We start from the raw sequence: 1,039 nt of genomic DNA, 5'->3' as shown, positions 1-1,039 counted from the left end.
AAAATAGCATTGGCTGTATCAAGTGATGTATAAAGTGGTACTGAATTAAGTACTGCATTTTGACGAATGATATAACCATCTGAATGGTGACTTCTGCTTTCGCCTAAGGTATTGATTAACAATTGAATCTTATTATGGCTCAAATAATAAACTATATCTTCATCTGCTTGACCGACTTCTGGAACTACTTTGGCTTGAATACCACATTTGTTGAAATATTCAGCTGTTCCTTTAGTTGCTAGAACTTGGAATCCTACTTCGTGGAATCTCTTGGCTAAACCACAGGCTTCTTTTTTATCGTTGTCATTAACGGTAATCAATACGTTACCTGCATCTTTAATATGTTGGTTAGTAGCTTCAAAGGCTTTGTACAAGGCTTCGGTGTAATCTGTTCCTGATCCCATGACTTCACCGGTTGATTTCATCTCAGGTCCCAAAGCACTATCCACATTGTTTAATTTATTGAAAGAGAATGTTGGTGCTTTAACATGAATCAAACGAGATTCTGGTTCCAAACCTGGTTCTAATCCCAAGGTATTAAAATCAGCACCAAGAATCAACTTGGTAGCAATTCTTGCCATTTGGATACTCGTCACTTTGCTCAAATAAGGCACTGTCCGACTGGCACGTGGATTAACTTCAATAACGTAAGCTTGATTATCATGAATAACAAATTGAATATTCATAATACCAACACATTTCAATTCTTTAGCCAATAATTTAGCATATTCAACAATTTGGCTTTGAACTTCATCGGAAATATTCTGTGGTGGATAAACAGCCATTGAATCCCCCGAATGCACTCCTGATCTTTCGATGTGTTCGATAATACCTGGTAATAAAACATTCTTGCCATCACTTAGGGCATCAATTTCACATTCACGACCAGTCAAATAGGTGTCGATCAAAACAGGATGATCATTTGAAACGTGTACTGCTTCGTGCATGTACTTATCCAATTCTTCATCTGATCTGACAATTTCCATAGCCCGGCCACCAAGAACATAACTAGGACGGCGCAAAACGGGATAACAAATCT

Annotated in this window: 1 protein-coding gene; it reads right to left on the bottom strand. The window is 37.7% G+C overall.

Annotation, left to right across the window (positions count from 1 at the left end; all coding sequences use genetic code 11):
• A partial coding sequence (locus FHL06_RS14195; RefSeq protein WP_153387313.1) for an ATP-binding protein occupies window positions 1-1,039 on the bottom strand: 1,039 nt, incomplete at both ends.

Origin of the sequence: Companilactobacillus halodurans (assembly GCF_009600985.1) — a bacterium.
Classification (GTDB): Bacteria; Bacillota; Bacilli; order Lactobacillales; family Lactobacillaceae; genus Companilactobacillus; species Companilactobacillus halodurans.
This window is presented reverse-complemented; position numbering and strand designations above follow the sequence as displayed.